The following is an 18,410-nucleotide window of genomic DNA, read 5'->3' on the forward strand; positions in this document are numbered from 1 at the left end:
CCGATACACCGATGCAACTGGGAATGGTGGGACTCGGGCGGATGGGCGCGAATCTGGTTCGGCGTCTGATGCGCGACGGGCATCGCTGCGTGGTCTACGACATGAACGCCGAAGCCGTCGCGGGCCTGGCAGGTGAAGGCGCCACCGGCGCGGACTCGTTGAGTGACTTCGTGCAGAAACTCGAGCAGCCGCGGGCGGTCTGGTTGATGCTGCCTGCCGCGGTGGTGGACGAGACGCTCGACCAATTGGTGGACCTGTTGTCACCCGGCGACACCGTGATCGACGGCGGTAACTCCTACTACCGCGACGACATCGTCCGCGCCAAGCGCCTGGTGGCCAAGAACATCCACTACGTGGACTGCGGAACCAGCGGCGGCGTGTGGGGACTGGAGCGCGGCTACAGCCTGATGATCGGCGGCGAGACCGAGGTCGTCGGACGACTCGACCCGATCTTCAAGACGATCGCACCGGGCGAGGGTAGTGCCGAACCCACCCCAAACCGCACCCGCACCGACGGCACCGCCCAGAACGGGTATCTGCACTGCGGGCCAAGCGGCGCAGGGCATTTCGTCAAGATGGTACATAACGGGGTGGAGTACGGGATGATGGCCGCCATCGCCGAGGGGCTGAGCATCATCAAGCACGCCAACGCGGGAACGGTCAACCGCACGGTCGACGCGGAGACCACGCCATTGCGCGATCCGTGGGCTTACCAGTACGACATCGATGTCGCAGAAGTGGCCGAAGTGTGGCGGCGCGGATCCGTGGTGTCCTCGTGGCTGGTGGACCTGATCGCCGACGCGATGGCGCGGTCACCGGAACTCGACGACTTCACCGGCCGCGTTTCGGATTCCGGCGAGGGCCGGTGGACGGTGCTCGCAGCGGTCGACGAGGGTGTGCCGGCACCGGTGATCACCACGTCGTTGTTCGAACGATTCCAGTCGCGACAACTCGGCGAGTTCACCGACAAGGTGCTCTCGGCGATGCGCAGCGAATTCGGCGGGCACGCCGAGAAGAAGTCATGACCACACCCGCGACAGCGCCCGCCGATGTCCTCGTGATCTTCGGCATCACAGGCGATCTGGCCAGGAAGATGACGTTCCGGTCGCTGTACCGGCTGGAGCGCCGCAAGCTGCTCGACTGCCCGATCGTCGGTGTGGCACGCGACGATTGGTCGGAAGCCGCGCTGCACGATCACGCGCGCAGCGCGATCGAGACCGCAGGCGAAACCATTGACGAGGATGTCTTCGCTCGATTCGCTGCGCGGTTGTCGATGGTGTCCGGTGACTTCGGTGACGCGAAAACCTATGAGCGAGTGGCCCGCGCGATCGAGGGCAAGCACACGCCGGTGTTCTATCTCGAGATACCGCCTTCGCTGTTCGGCCGCGTCGTCGAGGGTTTGGCACACGCCAACCTGACCTCGCACGCCCGGGTGGTGGTGGAGAAGCCGTTCGGCCATGACCTGGAGTCGGCGCGGGCGCTCAACGCACAGTTGCGCAGCGTGCTCGACGAGTGGCAGATCTTCCGCATCGACCACTTTCTCGGCAAGGAACCGGCGATGGACATCATGTTCCTGCGGTTCGCCAACTCCGTCTTCGAGCCGTTGTGGAACCGGGACCGGATCCAGTGCGTGCAGATCACCATGGCCGAGAATTTCGGTGTGGAGGACCGCGGCAGCTTCTACGATCCGGTCGGCGCGCTGCGTGACGTGGTGCAGAACCACCTGCTGCAGTTGATCGGCTTGTTCGCCGCCGAACCGCCCAGCGTCGCCGACGCCGACGGGTTGCGCGACAAGCGTGTCGAGGTGTTCCGTGCCATTCCGTCGATCGACCCCGCCCACTATGTACGAGGACAGTACGACGGATACCGGTCCGTCAAGGGCGTGCAACCGGACTCGCAGACCGAGACGTTCGCCGCGCTCCGGCTGGAGATCGACAACTGGCGCTGGTCGGGGGTGCCGTTTTTCCTGCGGGCAGGCAAGGCACTTCCGGTGCGGGCCACCGAGATTCGCGTCATCTTCAAACGTCCGCCCAAGCTGGCGATCATGAAGGACAGGCCGGATCCCAACGAACTCGTGCTGCGCATCGATCCCAACCCGGGCACCGATATGGTGATCCAGGCCAAGGAGCCCGGCGTGAACAGCACGCGATGCGTCGACCTGTCGTTGACCTTCGCCAAGGAACTGGGCGAGGCGCCGGAACCCTACGAGCGGCTGCTGAGCGACGCGATGCGCGGTGACTCAGCGCAATTCGCCAGGGAGGACGGCGTCGAGGAGACTTGGCGCATCGTGCAACCGCTGCTCGACTCGCCGCCGCCGGTGCAGCCGTACGAGGTCGGCTCGTGGGGTCCCGCCGACGCGGCGAAACTGGTTGTCGGGCATCCTAAATGGCGTGAACCCTGGCTGGAGTCGTAGATGCCGACAGCGTCGCGCAGTGACGTCGCCGACCTGATCGGCGACCGCACGTTGAGCGCGCGTTCCGTGCTCGCGACGGCGCTGCTCGGCGCTCCGGAACCCCATTTGACTGTCGGCGAACTGGTCGCGATGGCCTCGCTGTTCGGCATCAGCGACGGCGCCGCCCGCACGTGCTTGTGGCGGATGGTCTCCAACGGCGAACTCACCAGCGGCGACGGCACGTACGCGCTCGCCGGGGATCTGCTGGAACGGCGGCAACGCGTCGACGACGCCTCGCGGACCGCGGCCACCCGACCGTGGGACGGTACGTGGGAGTTGGCGGTCGTGTCGTTGGATCGCCGGTCGGCCGCCGACCGACTCGCGTTGCGTAAGGCGGCGACGGCGTTGCATCTCGCCGAACTGCGGGAAGGCGTGTGGATTCGTCCCGACAATCTCGACCCCGACCGGCTGCCGACACAGCGCGCCGTGCTGGACCGGCAATGTGTGCACTTTCACGACGCCGCCACCAACATCCCCGCGGACACCATCAGATCCCTGTTCAGCCTTGACGATTGGGCCACCGACGCGCGGCGGCTGACCCGCGCGCTACGCGACGAGGTCGACGCCGAGGCGGTCGTGGTCGCCGACTTCGCCTACTGGTTCGGGCTGTCGGTGACCGTCGTGCGGCATCTGCAACTCGACCCGCTGTTGCCCGACGAGTTGACTCCCGACGAGTGGCCCGGTCAGGATCTGCGCGAGGCGTACCTGCGCTTCAACGGCGTATTCCAGCAGCGCCTCAGCACAGCGTTCCGCTGACTTTCTCCCGGCGAGCAGACGCAAAGTGTTCCGAAATCGCGGCGTGTCGGGGCCTTTTGCGTCTGCTCGCGGAATCTTAGGCGGCGTCCGGGAGCAGACGCTGCAGCAAATCGGTCAGCGTAATCAAGCCGACCGTCTCACCGTCCTCGACGACGAGAGCGAGGTGGTTGCGCCCCTGCTGCATGATCTGAACGGCCCGATACACCTTGGTGTCGACCGGCAGGCTCAGCACCGGTCGTATCAAGTCGCGGGCCGTCACACCGCGCGGGGCTCGCAAGCTGTCACGAACGTGCACCACTCCGACGACGGCGCCGTCGTCACCGCGAACCAGTATCCGCTGGTGTCGTGTCGCCCGCGACTGCGCCTGTATGCCCGCTGGGTCGGCATCCGCGGGAACGGTCGTCAAACGCGCTGTGCGCGAGACGATGTCACCTACCGTGAGACGCTCGAGTTCCAACGCGGTGGCCAGCGACCGATAGTGCTCCTGGTCCAACGTGCCCACTTTCGCGGAATGCTCGACGAGGTGGCGCAACGCTTCCGGATCCTGGCCGCTGTCGACGTCGTCGACCGGTGTGACGCCAACGCGGCGCAGGCACCAGTTGGCGGCCTGATTGAGGGCGAGCAGCAGCGGACGGGTCACGGTCATGAATGCGCGCATCGGTATCGCGAGCACCGTCGCCACCCGCTCGGGATGCGCGATCGCCCATGACTTCGGCGCCATCTCACCGATCACCAGGTGCAGGAACGTGACGACGACGAGCGCGAGCACGAACCCCGCCACGTCGGCCGCCCACAGCGGCGCGCCCCATGCATGAATCAATGGGGTGAGCCAATAGTGCACTGCGGGTTTAGTTGTCGCGCCGAGCGCCAACGTGCACGCGGTGATACCTAGTTGCGAACCGGCCAGCAGAACCGACAGTTCCCTGGTGCTGCGAAGCGCATACCGCGCCGGAACGCTCTTCTCGGCTGCCTCCTCCAGGCGATGCCGCCGGGCGGCCAGCAATGCGAACTCGACCGCCACGAAGAATGCGCTGACCGCGATCAGGCCGACAGTCAACGCGGCGATCACCCATGGGTCATTCATCGCCGTCCTCCACGCTGACCAAGACGGAGGCAGGAACGCGGCGCTCGACCGCTTTCACCGTCGCGGCCAACAGCTTTCGCTGTGGCAGCCAGATCTCGACCTTGTCACCCACGGCGGGCAACCTGCCCAAGTGCTCTATCAGCAGTCCGGCCAATGTCTCGTAGTCACCGTCGGGAAGGCGGTGGTCGAGGACCCGCTGGGCCTCGTCGACATGCATATCGCCGGGCAGCAGCCAGCCGTCGCGGCGTCGCACCACTCCGCTGTCGTCACCGTCGTGCTCGTCGGCGATCTCGCCGACCACTTCCTCGGCGATGTCCTCGATCGTGACGATGCCGGCGAAGCCACCGTATTCGTCGATCACGAACGCCATTTGGTCATTGGCCGCACGCAGCTGGTTGAGCACCTCGGGCAGCGGCAGCGAGCCGGGCACCCGGACGGCGGGTCTGCACCGAGTCCCTGCGACGGCTTGCGGGTTCGCGTCGAGAACGGCGTCGAGGTCCAGCACCCCCAGGAGGTCGTCGGTGGAGTCGCCGACGACGGGGTAACGCGTGTGCCCGGTCGCCATCCGGGTCAGCACCGCGTCGACGGACTCGTCGGCGCGCACGGTGTCGACGTGGGTGCGCGGGATCATGGCGTGTTCGGCGGTGCTGGTTGGAAAGTCCAGGATCCGGTCGAGCAGCACAGAGAGCTCGGCAGGCAGCTGGCCGGCCGAGCGTGAGCTGGCGACGATGTGCTCGAGATCCCGCGCGGTGGCCGCCTGTTCGATGTCGTGCACGGGCTCCATTCGCAGCACTCGCAGCAGCAGATTCGACGAGCGGTCGAACAGCGCGATGAGCCACCCGAACAGCCGCAGATACCAGTGCGTCGAGGTGGCCAGCGTGCGGGCGACCGCTTCGGGCATCGCGATCGCGAGGTTCTTGGGCACCAGTTCGCCGAACAACATCTGAATCAACGTGCAGAACAACAGTGACACCGCGGCGCCGACGGCGATGCCCGCGGTGCTCGCGACGCCGCCGCCGACCAGCGCCGCGAACCCGGTGCCGATCAGTGGCTCGGCGACATATCCGGCCAACAGGCCTGTCACGGTGATGCCCAGTTGTGCGCCCGACAGCATGAACGACGTGCGCCGGGTGACGCCAAGCGCTCGCTGGGCAGACGCGTCGCCCGCCTGCGCCCGCGCAGTCAGTCTCGACCGGTTGACCGCCGTGTAGGCGAACTCCTGCGCGACGAAGTACGCCGTGAACGCGGTGATCAGAACGACGACAGCGATTCCGAGGCCGATGTCGAGCAAGGCCCTCAGCATGGCGGGCCAGGTCTTCGGGGTGCGCTCGAGGCGCTCATCACTCCCTTTGGTCGTCGGATCAGGCCGTCCCTTCGACCATACCTAATGCTCTTCCGGTGAGCAGACGCAGAAACGTGCGAATCAGGCCCCAGACGGCTACTTCTGCGTCTGCTCGCGCCGGTTAAGGCTTGAGTACGGGCTTCAAAGCGTCGAGCACTGCCGGGTCCTCAATGGTCGACGGCACCGGTTCGTCCTTACCATGGGCGATACCCCGCATCGTCTTGCGCAGGATCTTGCCCGACCGCGTCTTCGGCAGGGCGGCAACGACATCAACAACTTTCAAGCACGCCACCGCGCCGATCTCGTCGCGCACCAACTGAACCAGTTCGTCTGCGATCCCGGCCGCAGACGCGCCGGCCTTCAGCACGACCAGCCCGCGGGGCACCTGGCCTTTGACCTGATCGTGAACGCCGATCACCGCACACTCGGCCACCGCGGGGTGCTTCGCCAGCACGGCTTCGATCGAACCGGTCGAAAGTCGGTGTCCCGCAACGTTGATGACGTCGTCGATGCGGCCCATCACAAACAGGTAGCCCTCCTCGTCGAAGTAGCCGCCATCGCCGGTGAGGTAGTAGCCGGGATGCTCGCACAGATACGACGCCTCGTAACGGTCGTCGTCACCCCACAGCGTCGGCAGAGTGCCCGGCGGCAGCGGCAACCTGATACAGATCGCGCCCTCTTCGCCGGGTTCACACGGCGAACCGTCGATCCGCAGGATCCGGACGTCGTATCCCGGCATGGGCACGGTCGGCGAACCGGGTTTGATCGGCAGCGCTTCGACGCCCATGGGATTGGCCGCGATGGCCCAGCCTGTTTCGGTCTGCCACCAGTGATCGACGACGGGGATGCCGAGGATGTCCGACGCCCAGCCGTAGGTGGCGGGGTCGAGTCGCTCGCCGGCCTGGAACAGATACTTCAGCGCCGACAGGTCGTACTTGGCCAGGTGCAACGCCTCCGGGTCTTCCTTCTTGATCGCGCGGATCGCCGTCGGCGCGGTGAACAGCGCCTTGACGCCGTGCTCGGACGCCACCCGCCAGAACGCGCCGGCGTCCGGGGTGCCGACCGGCTTACCTTCGTAAAGCACGGTCGTCGCGCCGAGCAACAGCGGCCCGTACACGATGTAGGAGTGGCCCACCACCCAGCCGACATCGCTTGCCGCCCAATAGACTTCGCCGGGATGGGTGTCGTAGATATGGCGCATGCTCCACAGCAGCGCCACTGCATGTCCGCCGTTGTCGCGCACGATGCCTTTCGGCTTGCCGGTGGTGCCGGAGGTGTACAGCACGTACAGCGGATCGGTCGCCGCGACGGGCACCGGGTCGACGGGTTCGGCAGAAGCCATCAACTCGCGCCAGTCGTGGTCGCGTCCCGCCAGTGGCTCGCAGGGTCGCTGCTCCCGCTGCAGGATCACGCATGCGGGTGGGGCGTGTTCGGCCATCTCCAGCGCGCTGTCGACCATCGGCTTGTAGTCGACGGTCCGCGTCGGCTCGACCCCGCATGAGGCGGTGACGATCACCGCCGGCTTGGCGTCGTCGATGCGCGTCGCCAGTTCGTGCGCGGCGAAACCGCCGAACACCACCGAATGCACCGCGCCCAGTCGCGCGCACGCCAGCATCGCGATCACCGCCTCCGGCACCATCGGCATGTAGATGACGACGCGGTCGCCCTTGCCGACACCCAGCCCGCGCAGCACCCCGGCGAAGCGGGCGGTCTCGTCCAACAGCTCGCGGTAGGTGTACGTGCGCTGCGATCCGGTCACCGGGGAGTCGTAGATCAACGCGGGTTGGTCGGCGCGCCCGCCGTCGACGTGACGGTCCAGGGCGTTGGCGCAGGTGTTCAGCTCACCGTCGGGAAACCAGCGGTAGAACGGCGGGTTCGAGTCGTCCAGCACGCGGGTCGGCTCACGGGTCCACGTCACCGCCTTGGCGGCCTCGGCCCAGAAGGCCGTCGGATCGGCGATGCTGGCGTCGAACAGGTCGCGGTATCCACCCATACCGGCACCGTAGCGCGGCAGGCGATACGTAAAGTCCGATTCATGCCATCCGAACCGCCGCCCATCGAAGGCGTCCGCCGGTCATTCGTCGAGGCGCGCGGGGTGCGTTTCCACGTCACGGAATCCGGTCCGCCGGACGGCCGGCCCGTCCTCGCGTTGCACGGCTGGCCGCAGCATCACTGGGCCTACCGCGAGCTGCTCGCCGACCCGCCGCCGGGGCTGCGCATCATCGCGCCCGATCTGCCCGGCTACGGCTGGTCGGGGCCCGCGCCGCACAAGTGGGCCAAGGAGGACGTCGCCAGCGACGTGCTGGCGCTGCTCGACGCGCTCGGACTCGACCGGGTGCTGCTCGTCGCGCACGACTGGGGCGGCTATGTCGGTTACCTGATGGTCCTGCGGGCCCCCGAACGCTTCGACGGGTATCTCGCGCTGAACATGGGCTATCCCTGGGTGACGGCGCGGGTACTGCTGCCGCATTTCCACGACCTGCTGAAGTACCAGCCGCTGATCGCGTTCTTGGGCGTGCCCGTTCAGCGCTACACCGACTTTCTCTATCTGGCGTACAAGGTCGGCTCCGCGCTGGACCGTGAGCAGGTGCGCGTCTATGTGGACCGGTTCCGCGATCCGGTGGTGGCGCGCGCGGGCGCGGACACCTACCGCACCTTTCTGCTGCGTGAGATCCCCAGAGGCGCACGGCATCCCGAGAAGCGGCGGGCGACTGTGCCCATCCGCGCCATCTTCGGCGTCAAGGACACCGTCGTCCACGAGTCGATGGTCTCGCCGGAGAACGCGCTGGCCGACGACTACACCCTGGAGAAGGTCGACGCCACGCACTTCATCATCGACGAGCGCCCCGACCTGATTCGCGCGCGGCTGGTGGCGCTGGCCGACGAGACCGCGCGCTGATCATCAGGGTTTGGCCGCGCGGGTCTCGGGTAGCCCGCGGGTATGGCAAATCCGAACGGGCTCGCGCTGGTCACCGGCGCCTCGAGCGGTATCGGCTTCGAGCTGGCGAAGCTGTTCGCCGACGACGGCTATGACCTCGTCATCGCGGCCGACGACGGTGCCATCCACGCCAGCGCCGACAAACTCGCAGGCAGCGGCGTGCAGGTCCGGCCGTTCCAGGTCGACCTGCGCCGGGCAGATGAGGTCGAGCGCCTCTATCGCAGCGCCACCGAAGGCGGCACACGACTTGCGGCCGCGGCGCTCAACGCGGGCATCGGGCGGGCGGGTCCGTTCGTCGGCGGCGATCTCGACGACGACCTGAGCATCATCGACCTCAACGTCCGATCGACGGTGCACCTGGCCAAGCTCGTCCTGACCGACATGACCGCCGCCCGAACCGGCAAGGTGTTGTTCACGTCGTCGATCAGTTCGACCATGCCGGGTTCGCTGCAGACCATCTACAACGCCTCGAAGTCGTTCGTCCAGTCGTTCGCCGAGGCGCTTCACGACGAACTGCGCGACAGCGGCGTGACCGTCACCTCGCTGATGCCGGGCCCGACGCAGACGGACTTCTTCCGGCGCGGGGGCATGCTCGACACCGTCATCGGTCGGATGCCCAAGGACGATCCGGCCGCAGTCGCCAAACAGGGCTACGACGCGTTGATGCGCGGTGACCGCAAGGTGGTCGCGTCATCACTGCTGTCGAAATCGATCGGAATGGTCAATCGGGTGTTACCCGACTCCGTCAAAGCAATTGGCAGCCGGATGATCTCGATGCGGATAGGACACGACAGATGACAGGGCCAGCAGCAATCGACAGTTCTCTGACCGTCAAGCGTGACACCACCGCGACCCGCCAGCAGGTGTGGGACGTGATGGCGGACGGCTGGACGTATTCGCAGTGGGTGGTGGGCAACACCAGGATGCGGGCGGTTGACCCGCGCTGGCCTGAGCCTGGGAGCAAGATCCACCACACCATCGGGATCTGGCCCGTCGTGCTCAACGACGAGACAGAGGTCGAATCGTCGACACCGCTGGAGGAACTCGTCCTGCTCGCCAAGGGCCGTCCGTTCGGCGGCGCTCGAATAGTGTTGCGGTTGCACGACATTCCTGGCGGCTGCCGCATCGAGATGGCCGAGGTGCCGGTCGGTGGGCCGCTGAATCTGCTGCCGCGCCGACTCGCACTGGCGCTGGCCTATCCCAGGAACCGGGAATGCCTGGCGCGGTTGGCGGCGCTGGCGGAACGGCGGCACGAGCCCGAGTGAGTACGCACACCGTCGACGCCGTCGTGATCGGCGCCGGCCACAACGGTTTGGTCGCCGCGGCCACTCTGGCCGACGCCGGGTGGGATGTGTTGGTGCTGGAGGCGCAGGCCGAACCGGGCGGCGCGGTGAAGAGCGCCGAACTGTTCCCCGGCTACGTCAGCGACCTGTACAGCGCGTTCTATCCGCTGTCGGTCGCTTCCCCTGCGCTGCGGGCGCTGCACCTGGAGGACCACGGTCTGCGGTGGTCGCACGCACCTGCGGTGGTGGGGCACGCGCGGTCGGCCGACGATGACGACGCCGCGGTCATCTACCACGAAATCGACCGCACCGTAGATGATCTGGGGCGACGTCAGCGCGGAGACGGCGACCGGTGGTGTGAGCTCCACGAGCAGTGGCTTCGCATCAAGGAGCCGCTGCTGTCGGCGCTGTTCTCGCCGTTCCCACCGGTGCGGGGATTGGTCGGGTTGCTGCGCAAGCTCGGCACCGCGGACGCGTTGCGACTCGCGCATCGTCTGTTGCTGCCCGCCGGCGTGATGGCCGAACAGTTGTTTGACGGCGATGCGGCGCGACTTCTGTTGTTGGGCAATGCAATGCACGCAGACGTGCCGATCGACGCGCCGGGCAGCGGGGTGATGGGATACCTGCTGATCATGATGGCGCAGGACGGCGGATGGCCGGTGCCGGTCGGCGGCGCCGGCCAACTGGCGGCGGCTCTGGTCAACCGGGCGCGATCGGCCGGTGCGCACATCGAGTGTTCTCGGCCGGTGGACGGTATCGAGGTCCGCGGCGGGCGCGCCGTCGCCGTCCACACCGCCGACGGTGCGACGGTGCGCGTCAGGCGTGCGGTCATCGCCGACACGTCCGCGCCGCGGCTGTACGGCTCACTGTTACCCCCGCACGCTGTTCCCGATGCGGTGCTGCGTGATATGGAGCATTTCGTCTGGGACACACCGGTTCTCAAGGTCAACTACGCGCTCGACAGCCCGATCCCGTGGCGTTCGAAGAGCCTCAACGAGGCCGGCACGGTGCATCTGGGGGCCGACCACGACGGCTTGATCCGCTGGATGGCCGACCTGAACACCGCGACGCTGCCCGAACACCCGTTCATGTTGTTCGGGCAGATGACGACGGCCGACCCCACCCGATCGCCGGCTGGCACCGAAAGTGCTTGGGCGTACACGCATCTGCCGCCTGGGGTGGCTGACGACGACTCCGCCGAACAGGTCGCGCAGGCCGTCGACCGGGTGCTCGAAGAGCATGCTCCCGGCTTCACCGGCCACGTCGTCGGCAAGACGATCCAGCGGCCGTCGGACCTGGAGGGCAGCGACGCCAATCTGCACGGCGGCGCGGTCAACGGCGGCACGTCACAGCTGTACCAGCAGTTGATCTTCCGCCCGACCCCCGGCTTCGGCCGCGCTGAAACTCCGGTGCAGAACGTCTATTTGGGCAGCGCAGGTGCCCATCCCGGCGGCGGCGTCCACGGGGTCTGCGGACGCAACGCGGCGCGCGCCGCGCTGGCGGGCGACGGCGCACGGGGTTGGCCACGGCGCCAGCTCACCCGCGCAGTGATGTCACTTCTCACCGCGAGCAGACGCAAACCTGCACAAAAATCCGCGAAATAGGGCAGTTTTACGTCTGCTCGGCGCCGCCCCGCCGTGCCGCGCCGATGGAGTGCCGTTGAGCCGGAACCGGCCAGAGTGTTTGCTCAGGCGGTGTCGCGGTAGTTCTGCAGATAGCGGCGCATCCGGTCCGGATGCTTGGCGTTCTCACGTTCGCCGAGGATTCGTTGCGCGGTGCCTGCCGGGTAACCATGCCTGGCCAGCCGGTGCTCAACCGAGGGGTCGAAGTAGGCGGCGGAGTAGATCAGCGCCAACACCAGTCCGCAGCCGACACCCACCCACGCGATCCATCCGAATCCCAGCGCGGGCAGTAGCACGGCGGCGAGCGGCACCACCTGCACGACCGCCCGCACGATCTGGCGTTCCCACCGGGTGCGGCCAGTGAGATCGCGCAGCACCCACTCGCGGTAGCGGGGTCCGAGTGTCCCGCCGAATGTGTACCAGATCCAGCGAATTGGGTTGGGTCTGCGGATCATCGGTCCAATTCCGCATCGAGCGCACCGGCGGCCAGCGCCGCGGTGTTGATACCAGTGAGGACCTGATGGAGGTGCTCGAGCTCGGACAGTTCGACGCCTAATCGCGCGACCACCGCCGGCGGAACCTTCAGCGCCTGCTTACGCAAGTTGCGGCCTTTCGGCGTCAGCTCGACGTGGGTGGTGCGCTCATCGACCTCGCTGCGTGACCGGGTGATCAGACCCTGGGCCTGCAGCCGCTTGAGCATCGGCGACAGGGTCGCCGAGTCCATCTGCAGCAAGCGCGCGATGTCTTTGACCGACAGCGGTTCGCCGCCGGCTTTCGCGTTGTCCCACAGCGACAGCATCACGAGGTACTGCGGATGAGTCAGACCCAGCGGTTCGAGCAGCGGCCGATACACCGCGAGCACCGCACGGTTGGTGACGGCGAGCGCGAAACACACCTGGCGCTCCAATGCGAGCGGATCGACCTCCGCAGCGACTCCACTGGGCACGGCTCACTCCTTCCTATGGCTAGGGGCCTAATAGTTAGCGTCCTAATCATAGTGAACGTCCGCGCACGTCAGAACTAGTCCGTCGCCAAGGAGATATGCGTCACTGCCTGCCGAACGGAGGACTGCGGGTAACTGTCGTAGCCGTTAATATCAGTTCAGTAAGCTGGCCTTTGTATTTGCAAGCAAATGTCGAGGAGTCGAAGTGTGGTCGAAAGCTGTTCGGGTCGTGATCGTCGGTGCGGCGATGTCGCTGGCGTTCGCCCCCTCCGCGGCCGCGGACAGCGCAGGCTTCCTGCACGCCGTGGTGCCCACCTACAACAATGTGACGCCGCAGCAGTTGCTGACCGCGGGGTACAACGCCTGCAGTTCGATCCGCGGCGGGATGAACTCCACTGACGCCATACTCCAGGTGCAGCACGAGATCGGCGTATCGGTGCCCGCGGCCGGTGACATCGTCTCGGCCGCCGTGGTCCACCTCGGCTGCTAGACGATGTCGTTGTTGGGGGACAGTCCCGCCAGCACTCGCCCATACGCTTCGTCGCCGCTGTTCGGCTGGATGGCCGCGTGTTGGTGCAGCACGTTGATATCGCGCCAGTACCGCTGAAGGTCGGCGGACAGCAGCGCCTGCGAGCTACTGCTGGCTTCGAAGAGTTGATTGACGCACGACCGGCTGAGCCTTGCGATCTGGCCGATGTAGGCGCGGGCCTGCGTGCGCTCCAGCATTGTCGGCGGTCTGCGGAGCACCCCGCGGAACAGCGTGGCCAGCTTGCTGGTGAACATTTCGGCGGTTTCGAGGTCCAACTGCGCCTTGGCCAGTTGATGATGCAGTAGCGGCGCCTCGGCGGCTTTCGGCCATGCGGTGTTCGTGATCGGGCCACGCGTGGGCAGAGTCTGCATGAAGCAATCCATCGCTCCGCGGGCGATTCCGAGCAGCGACGGTGCGCTCGCGGCGTTGATCCACATCACCCACGGACGGTTGAAATACACCAACCCGGAGTACCGCCGGCCGGGATAGCGGCCCTCTGCGAGGTCTTGGAAAAGAACGCTGCGCGCCGCGGGAACGAACACGTCGCTGACCGTGGCGATGTTGGTCGCCGTTCCGGCCATCCCAGCCGCCCGCCAGTTGTCCTGTTGGTCCACCTCCTTGGTGGGTATCAGCATCGCGCGTGGCCCCGAGTCCTTCTCGCCGAGTACGACGGCGGCCCCCGCCAGCCAATTGCTATGGACGCCCGCGGTGTTCCAGAGCCAGCTTCCGGTGACGCGGTAGCCGCCGTCGACCCGTACGGCCTCTGCGGTGGGTGCGAGCGCGGCGGCGATCTTCAGATTGGGCGTCGCATAGACCTCGTCGGCCGCCTCCTCGGGCAGCAGGGCAGGCAGGATGGCCGACAGCGTCATGATCGTGCACATCCAGCCGGTGGACGGGCACCCGCGTGCGATCTGTGCGAGAACCTCGGCGACGATGCCTTCGTCGGCTTGATACCCGCCGCGATCTATGGGCATACACAGCCCGAAGACGCCGGCCTCGGTCAGATCGCGCAGGTTGTCGGGATGCATACGGCGAAGTGTCTCGGTCTCCGACGCGCGAGCACGCAGTCGATCCACCAACGCATTCACCTGCGCGAGCACCTGCTCGGCGGTTCGCGGTGACTGTAACGGAAAACTCTGCAGCGCAGCAGACATCGGATGGCTCCCGGGTCGAGGTCGAGGTCATTCCGCTTAACGACCGCGGAACGCGAAATCGTTCAAATCCCGGGGTCGCCCTCTCCCGCGAGCAGACGCAAAATGTCCCGACACGCCGACGATTTCGAACACTTTGCGTCTGCTCGCGCGATGAAGAGCAACGGAAAGCTATTGCTGGAAGCGGTAGCCCATGCCCGCCTCGGTCAACAGATGCACCGGCCGCGACGGGTCGTCTTCGAGTTTGCGGCGCAACTGCGCCAGATACACCCGCAGATAATGGGTCTCCTTGGCGTATGCCGGTCCCCAGACTTCCTTGAGCAACTCTTCGCGGCCCACCAGCTTGCCGCGGTTGCGCACCAGCATCTCGAGCATGCCCCACTCGGTCGGCGTCAGATGGACCTCCGCGCCGTTCTTCGTCACCTTCTTCGCGGCCAGGTCGACGGTGAACGACGACGTCTCGATGACCGGTTCGTCGGTCTCCGAGGACGTCGCGCCCCTGCGTACCGCCGCCCGCAGTCGGGCCAGAAACTCGTCCATCCCAAAGGGTTTCGTCACGTAGTCGTCGGCGCCGGCGTCGAGTGCTTCGACCTTGTCGGCGGAATCCGTCCGCGCCGACAGCACGATCACCGGCGCCGTCAGCCAACCCCTCAGCCCGCCGAGCACCTCGATACCCGACATATCGGGCAGGCCGAGGTCCAGCACGATCACGTCGGGTCGGTGATCGGCCGCCGACCGCAGCGCCTCCGCCCCGGTCGCGGCGGTGGTGACTTCGTAGCCGCGCACCGACAGGTTGATCCGCAACGCGCGCAGGATCTGCGGTTCGTCGTCGATGACGAGTACCCGGGTCTTCTGTGGTGTCATACCGAGCCGTCCCTGGGCGCGGCAAGGTCGATCTCGACGGTGAGTCCTCCGCCGGGGGTATCGGTCACCGAGATCGTGCCGCCCATCGCTTCGACGAACCCGCGCGCCACCGACATGCCAAGTCCGACACCGATACTCGTGTCGTGGTCACCGAGTCGCTGGAACGGGGCGAACACCTCGGCTTCGGCGCCACGGGGGATTCCGGGTCCTTCGTCGACGACCGCGATCAGCACGCGCTCGCCGACCTGTCCGGCCGTGACGCGCACGGGGCTGTCCGGCGCATAGCGCAGCGCGTTGTCGATCAGGTTGGCCAGCACCCGCTCCAGCAGGCCGCTGTCCGCCAGCACCACCGCATCGCTGACTTCGACCTTGACCCGGTCGACGCCTTGGCGCCGGAAACCGGTGACGCCCTTGCTGATTCCGAGCAGTGCCCGCTGGACCGTTTCCTCCAGATACACCCGACGCAGTTCGGGCCGCAGCACACCGGCCGCCAGCCGCGACGAATCCAACAGGTTGCCGACCAGCGCCGTGAGCTGGTCGACGGATTCCTCGATGGTAGCCAGCAATTCGGCGGTGTCCTCGGCGGAGAAGTCGATGTCGTTGCTGCGCAGGCTGGACACCGCGGCCTTGGCGGCGGCCAATGGGGTGCGCAGATCGTGGCTGACCGCCGACAGCAGCGAGCGGCGCAGTTCGTCGGCCTGTGCGATGGCCTCGGCCTTACCCGCCTCTTCGGTCAGTTCCCTCTGCTTGACAAGGCCGGCCGCCTGTTTCGCGACCGCGCCCAGCACCCGCCGATCGCGGGCGGGTAGTTTGCGCCCGGCCATCAACAGCCAGAACTCGTCGTCGCCGACCTCGATTGCGGTGTCAGCGGTGTCGACGTCTACGCACGGGTCCGTACCCACGCATCCGACGATGCCAGCGCCTTCCCGGAGCAGGCTGACCGCGCGCTGTGAGTAGGTTTCGCGTACCCGCTCGAGCAGCGCATTCAAATCCGCACCGCGCAGCACCGACCCAGCGAACAGCGCGAGCAGTTCGGCTTCCTGCGACGCCCGTCGCGCTTCTCGCGCGCGACTTGCCGCCCCGTCGACCAACGCGGCGACCGCCACGGCGACGAGCAGCAGCACCACCACGGTCACCGCGCTGTCGGGCTCGGCGATGGTGAACGTGTACCGCGGCGCGACAAGGAAATAGTTCAGCAGCAGCCCAGATAGCAACGCCGACAACGCCGCCGGTGCCACCCCACCGAGCAGCGCGACGATCAACACGCCGATGAAGAAGATGGCGCTTTCGCCTCCGATGCCCAGATAGGGGTCGATCAGGTAGACGATCACCGCGCAGATCGCGGACGGAACCACAACGGCGGCAAGCCAAGACATCGCATGGTGCTGGCGCGGCGTCATCCGCGACCAGGCCGAGCCGCGGACGGCCTGGTCGTGGGTGACCATGTGTACGTCGATCTTGCCGGACTGTTGCACCACCGCGGCGCCGATGCCCTCGTCGAAGATGCGAGCCCACCGCGACCGCCGCGAGGTGCCGATCACCAATTGGGTGGCGTTCTCGTCGCGGGCGAAATCCAGTAGCGCGCTTGGCACGTCGTCGCCGACGACGGTGTGCAGTGTGGCGCCCAGGCTGATCGCGAGTTCGCGTACTCTGCCCATGTGAGGCGCAGACACCCCGGAGAGGCCGTCACCGCGAACGACGTGCACCACCATCAGTTCCGCGCTGGACTTCGATGCGATCCGGGACGCCCTGCGCACCAATGTTTCTGACTCCGGACCACCGGTGACAGCCACGACGACACGTTCGCGGGCCTCCCAGGTGTCGGTGATCTGGTTCTCCTGACGGTACTTCTCGAGGGCGGCGTCGACCTGATCGGCCAGCCACAGCAACGCCAATTCCCGTAGCGCCGTGAGGTTTCCGGGCCGGAAGTAGTTGGACAGCGCGGCATCCACGCGTGCGGGGGCGTAGACGTTGCCATGAGCGAGCCTGCGTCGCAACGCCTCCGGGGTGATGTCGACCAACTCGATCTGGTCGGCGGCACGGACCACCTCGTCGGGCACCTTCTCCTGTTGCTCGATGCCGGTGATCTGGGTGACGACGTCGTTGAGGCTCTCCAGGTGCTGCACGTTGACCGTCGAGATGACGGTGATGCCCGCGTCGAGCAGTTCCTCGACGTCCTGCCAGCGTTTGGGGTTCTTGCTGCCGGGGGTGTTGGTGTGCGCGAGTTCGTCGACGAGCACCACGTGCGGCTGGCGCCGCAGGACCGCCTCGACATCGAGCTCACCGAACAGCTTGCCGCGGTACTCGATGTACTTCGGCGGGACGGTCTCGATACCACTGAGCAGATCAGCGGTCTTCTTGCGGCCATGGGTCTCGACGACCGCGGCGACCAGGTCGGTGCCGCGCTCGAGCCGTCGGTGTGCCTCCCCGAGCATCGCGTATGTCTTACCGACGCCGGGAGCTGCGCCGAGGTAAATGCGCAGCTCCCCGCGTTTGGTGGCGTACCGCGACGGGCTCACCCGATCATCATCCACCGGACGCGTCAGCTCTTTGCCGGATACTTCTGGTCCAGTTCGAGGTTGAGCTTCAGCACGTTGACCGCGGGTTCACCGAAGAAGCCGAGCCAGCGGCCGTCGGTGTTGTCCGCGATGGCGTCTTTGACCAGGTCGGCGCTGATGCCGCGGGCCTGGGCCACGCGGTTCACCTGCAGATCTGCGTAGGCGATCGAGATGTCCGGGTCCAGGCCGCTACCGCTGGCGGTGACGGCGTCGGCGGGCACCTTCGGGTCCGCTGAGGCGGCGCCGCGGATGGGCACGATCTGACCGATGCTGTAGTCCTCACCGGACTTCGCGCACTCGACGTGGACGCCTTCATAGGTGTTGAGGAAGGGCGCCTTCGTCGTCTCACACGGTTCGTTGACGCTGACGACGCGCGTCGGGTGCACGACGTTGCCCTGCGCGTCGCGGGCCCCGATCACCGACAACACCGCACCCACGCCTCCGCCGGTGCAGAATGGGCGCGCGCCGTTGACACCTTCCAGCGTGCCGATGGCCTTGCTGCGCGTGCAGATCTGCGTCAGCAGGCTCGGCTTGTCTTCGGCTGGATTGTCGGCACCGCCGACGGGCGTGTCGACGACGCTTTCCGGGCCGAGGTTGCTCGCACTGGTGGACAGCGGGTCGTAGCCGGTACCCGCTGACGACGGCCTGCTCTGGAAGTACTTGGGCAGCGCGTTGCCGTCCTTGTCGGTGAACGACTGCCCAATGAGGCTGCTGCCCACCTCCTTTCCGTTTACCTCGATGATCGAGCCGTTGGCCTGGTCGCGCAGCCCGGGGAGCTGGCCGACCAGCCAGATGAACACCGGGTACGCAAGGCCGACGATGACCGTGAGGACGAGCAGGGCGCGTAGCGCGGCCCAGTGTTGGCGAGCCAAATTCGAGATTTTCATG

General features: G+C 66.7%; 17 protein-coding genes. 8 read left to right on the forward strand and 9 right to left on the reverse strand.

Annotated features, from left to right (window positions below):
* Positions 1-11: 11 nt before the first annotated feature.
* Genes gnd through C1A30_RS32720 form a run of 3 tightly spaced genes read left to right on the forward strand, consistent with a single transcriptional unit; the run spans position 12 to position 3,208 of the window.
* On the forward strand, positions 12-1,025 hold the full coding sequence (gnd, locus tag C1A30_RS32710) for a phosphogluconate dehydrogenase (NAD(+)-dependent, decarboxylating) (protein ID WP_200828582.1): 1,014 nt from the start codon (positions 12-14) through the stop codon (positions 1,023-1,025).
* Positions 1,022-2,413 carry a glucose-6-phosphate dehydrogenase gene (zwf, locus tag C1A30_RS32715; protein ID WP_101952349.1) on the forward strand — a complete coding sequence of 464 codons (1,392 nt, stop codon included), beginning with the start codon at positions 1,022-1,024 and terminating at the stop codon, positions 2,411-2,413. The genes gnd and zwf overlap by 4 nt, the downstream gene beginning before the upstream one ends.
* Positions 2,414-3,208 (forward strand): PaaX family transcriptional regulator C-terminal domain-containing protein, encoded by a 795-nt coding sequence (locus C1A30_RS32720; RefSeq protein ID WP_101952350.1) that lies wholly within the window; start codon positions 2,414-2,416, stop codon positions 3,206-3,208.
* Between the two features lie 76 nt (positions 3,209-3,284).
* Here C1A30_RS32720 and C1A30_RS32725 read toward each other — a convergent pair whose 3' ends face one another.
* The 3 genes from C1A30_RS32725 to C1A30_RS32735 form a co-directional block, all read right to left on the reverse strand.
* Positions 3,285-4,292, reverse strand: a complete 1,008-nt coding sequence (locus C1A30_RS32725; protein WP_101952351.1) for a hemolysin family protein — start codon at positions 4,290-4,292, stop codon at positions 3,285-3,287.
* Positions 4,285-5,595: a hemolysin family protein gene (locus tag C1A30_RS32730; protein ID WP_101952352.1), complete on the reverse strand. Its 1,311-nt coding sequence runs from the start codon at positions 5,593-5,595 to the stop codon at positions 4,285-4,287. Before C1A30_RS32730 ends, C1A30_RS32725 begins: the two co-directional genes overlap by 8 nt.
* A gap of 160 nt (positions 5,596-5,755) precedes the next feature.
* Positions 5,756-7,627: a propionyl-CoA synthetase gene (locus tag C1A30_RS32735; RefSeq protein WP_101952353.1), complete on the reverse strand. Its 1,872-nt coding sequence runs from the start codon at positions 7,625-7,627 to the stop codon at positions 5,756-5,758.
* 42 nt (positions 7,628-7,669) lie between these two features.
* Between C1A30_RS32735 and C1A30_RS32740 the strand changes: the two genes are divergently transcribed.
* From C1A30_RS32740 to C1A30_RS32755, 4 genes are read left to right on the forward strand one after another with little or no spacing between them, the layout of a single operon-like run.
* Positions 7,670-8,533, forward strand: a complete 864-nt coding sequence (locus C1A30_RS32740; RefSeq protein ID WP_101952354.1) for an alpha/beta fold hydrolase — start codon at positions 7,670-7,672, stop codon at positions 8,531-8,533.
* Between the two features lie 42 nt (positions 8,534-8,575).
* Positions 8,576-9,370: an SDR family oxidoreductase gene (locus tag C1A30_RS32745; RefSeq protein ID WP_101952355.1), complete on the forward strand. Its 795-nt coding sequence runs from the start codon at positions 8,576-8,578 to the stop codon at positions 9,368-9,370.
* The gene (locus C1A30_RS32750) at positions 9,367-9,837 is read left to right on the forward strand and encodes an SRPBCC family protein (RefSeq protein WP_101952356.1); all 471 of its coding nucleotides are present in this window, start codon (positions 9,367-9,369) and stop codon (positions 9,835-9,837) included. Before C1A30_RS32745 ends, C1A30_RS32750 begins: the two co-directional genes overlap by 4 nt.
* Entirely contained in the window at positions 9,834-11,459 is a 1,626-nt protein-coding gene (locus C1A30_RS32755) for an NAD(P)/FAD-dependent oxidoreductase (protein WP_101952357.1), read from the forward strand. Before C1A30_RS32750 ends, C1A30_RS32755 begins: the two co-directional genes overlap by 4 nt.
* Positions 11,460-11,542: 83 nt before the next feature.
* On the opposite strand, the gene C1A30_RS32760 is transcribed toward C1A30_RS32755, so the two are convergent.
* Positions 11,543-11,932, reverse strand: coding sequence for a DUF5313 family protein (locus C1A30_RS32760; protein WP_101952358.1), 390 nt, complete (start codon positions 11,930-11,932; stop codon positions 11,543-11,545).
* Complete coding sequence (locus C1A30_RS32765; protein ID WP_101952359.1) at positions 11,929-12,423, reverse strand: MarR family winged helix-turn-helix transcriptional regulator; 495 nt, start codon at positions 12,421-12,423, stop codon at positions 11,929-11,931. Before C1A30_RS32765 ends, C1A30_RS32760 begins: the two co-directional genes overlap by 4 nt.
* 202 nt (positions 12,424-12,625) lie before the next feature.
* Between C1A30_RS32765 and C1A30_RS32770 the strand changes: the two genes are divergently transcribed.
* Entirely contained in the window at positions 12,626-12,910 is a 285-nt protein-coding gene (locus C1A30_RS32770) for a DUF732 domain-containing protein (RefSeq protein ID WP_142392697.1), read from the forward strand.
* On the opposite strand, the gene C1A30_RS32775 is transcribed toward C1A30_RS32770, so the two are convergent.
* From C1A30_RS32775 to C1A30_RS32790, 4 genes are all read right to left on the reverse strand, one after another.
* On the reverse strand, positions 12,907-14,103 hold the full coding sequence (locus C1A30_RS32775; RefSeq protein ID WP_101952361.1) for a hypothetical protein: 1,197 nt from the start codon (positions 14,101-14,103) through the stop codon (positions 12,907-12,909). The genes C1A30_RS32770 and C1A30_RS32775 overlap by 4 nt on opposite strands.
* Positions 14,104-14,271: 168 nt before the next feature.
* The gene (locus C1A30_RS32780) at positions 14,272-14,964 is read right to left on the reverse strand and encodes a response regulator (protein ID WP_101952362.1); all 693 of its coding nucleotides are present in this window, start codon (positions 14,962-14,964) and stop codon (positions 14,272-14,274) included.
* Positions 14,961-17,510, reverse strand: a complete 2,550-nt coding sequence (locus C1A30_RS32785; RefSeq protein WP_235010413.1) for a sensor histidine kinase KdpD — start codon at positions 17,508-17,510, stop codon at positions 14,961-14,963. Before C1A30_RS32785 ends, C1A30_RS32780 begins: the two co-directional genes overlap by 4 nt.
* Complete coding sequence (locus C1A30_RS32790) at positions 17,507-18,409, reverse strand: potassium-transporting ATPase subunit C (protein WP_101952364.1); 903 nt, start codon at positions 18,407-18,409, stop codon at positions 17,507-17,509. The genes C1A30_RS32785 and C1A30_RS32790 overlap by 4 nt, the downstream gene beginning before the upstream one ends.
* Position 18,410: the final 1 nt, after the last annotated feature.

The sequence above is a fragment of the Mycobacterium sp. 3519A genome (assembly GCF_900240945.1).
GTDB lineage: Bacteria > Actinomycetota > Actinomycetes > Mycobacteriales > Mycobacteriaceae > Mycobacterium.

Bases quoted from the DNA above. Each gene is read 5' to 3' on its own strand.
- gnd (WP_200828582.1), top strand. From the start codon at position 12: ATGCAACTGGGAATGGTGGGACTCGGGCGGATGGGCGCGAATCTGGTT.
- zwf (WP_101952349.1), top strand. From the start codon at position 1,022: ATGACCACACCCGCGACAGCGCCCGCCGATGTCCTCGTGATCTTCGGC.
- C1A30_RS32720 (WP_101952350.1), top strand. From the start codon at position 2,414: ATGCCGACAGCGTCGCGCAGTGACGTCGCCGACCTGATCGGCGACCGC.
- C1A30_RS32725 (WP_101952351.1), bottom strand. From the start codon at position 4,292: ATGAATGACCCATGGGTGATCGCCGCGTTGACTGTCGGCCTGATCGCG.
- C1A30_RS32730 (WP_101952352.1), bottom strand. From the start codon at position 5,595: ATGCTGAGGGCCTTGCTCGACATCGGCCTCGGAATCGCTGTCGTCGTT.
- C1A30_RS32735 (WP_101952353.1), bottom strand. From the start codon at position 7,627: ATGGGTGGATACCGCGACCTGTTCGACGCCAGCATCGCCGATCCGACG.
- C1A30_RS32740 (WP_101952354.1), top strand. From the start codon at position 7,670: ATGCCATCCGAACCGCCGCCCATCGAAGGCGTCCGCCGGTCATTCGTC.
- C1A30_RS32745 (WP_101952355.1), top strand. From the start codon at position 8,576: ATGGCAAATCCGAACGGGCTCGCGCTGGTCACCGGCGCCTCGAGCGGT.
- C1A30_RS32750 (WP_101952356.1), top strand. From the start codon at position 9,367: ATGACAGGGCCAGCAGCAATCGACAGTTCTCTGACCGTCAAGCGTGAC.
- C1A30_RS32760 (WP_101952358.1), bottom strand. From the start codon at position 11,932: ATGATCCGCAGACCCAACCCAATTCGCTGGATCTGGTACACATTCGGC.
- C1A30_RS32775 (WP_101952361.1), bottom strand. From the start codon at position 14,103: ATGTCTGCTGCGCTGCAGAGTTTTCCGTTACAGTCACCGCGAACCGCC.
- C1A30_RS32780 (WP_101952362.1), bottom strand. From the start codon at position 14,964: ATGACACCACAGAAGACCCGGGTACTCGTCATCGACGACGAACCGCAG.
- C1A30_RS32790 (WP_101952364.1), bottom strand. From the start codon at position 18,409: ATGAAAATCTCGAATTTGGCTCGCCAACACTGGGCCGCGCTACGCGCC.